1 protein-coding gene is annotated in these 381 nt (G+C 75.3%); it reads left to right on the top strand.

Going from position 1 to position 381, the window contains the following annotated elements; translation table 11 throughout:
- On the top strand, positions 1 to 381 hold a 381-nt coding region (locus I6F37_RS44985; protein WP_225155130.1), incomplete at both ends, for a hypothetical protein.

Genomic DNA, 381 nt, shown 5'->3' with positions numbered 1-381 from the left:
CCCCTCACTGGACGCCCGGGCGGCGACGATCGGCAAGGATCTGCTGTGCCGCGACGGGTTCACCGCGGCCGGCGGGGTGCGGCTGCGGCGGACCGAGGCGCGCAAGTCGGTGCAGTTCGTCGACGCGACGCTGGCGGGAACCCCGGGGACGGGGTTCGCCCGGTACGCACTCAACGCGTACGGGCTGGTGACGGCCGAGCTCACGGTCCGCCTCTCGGCTCCTCCGGGCGGCGCCGTGCGGCTCGGGCAGGCCCGGGTCGGCACGTTCGCCGACTCCGCCGAGCTCTGGGCCGCAGAGCGTGGCGTCGACCTGGGCGGCTTCTCCTACGACCAGCTGTCCGACAGCCGCGAGGTCGACGTCCGCACGCGGCTGCGCTGGCT

Origin of the sequence: Bradyrhizobium sp. NBAIM08 (genome assembly GCF_020193935.1) — a bacterium.
Taxonomy (GTDB): domain Bacteria; phylum Pseudomonadota; class Alphaproteobacteria; order Rhizobiales; family Xanthobacteraceae; genus Bradyrhizobium; species Bradyrhizobium yuanmingense.
This window is presented reverse-complemented; position numbering and strand designations above follow the sequence as displayed.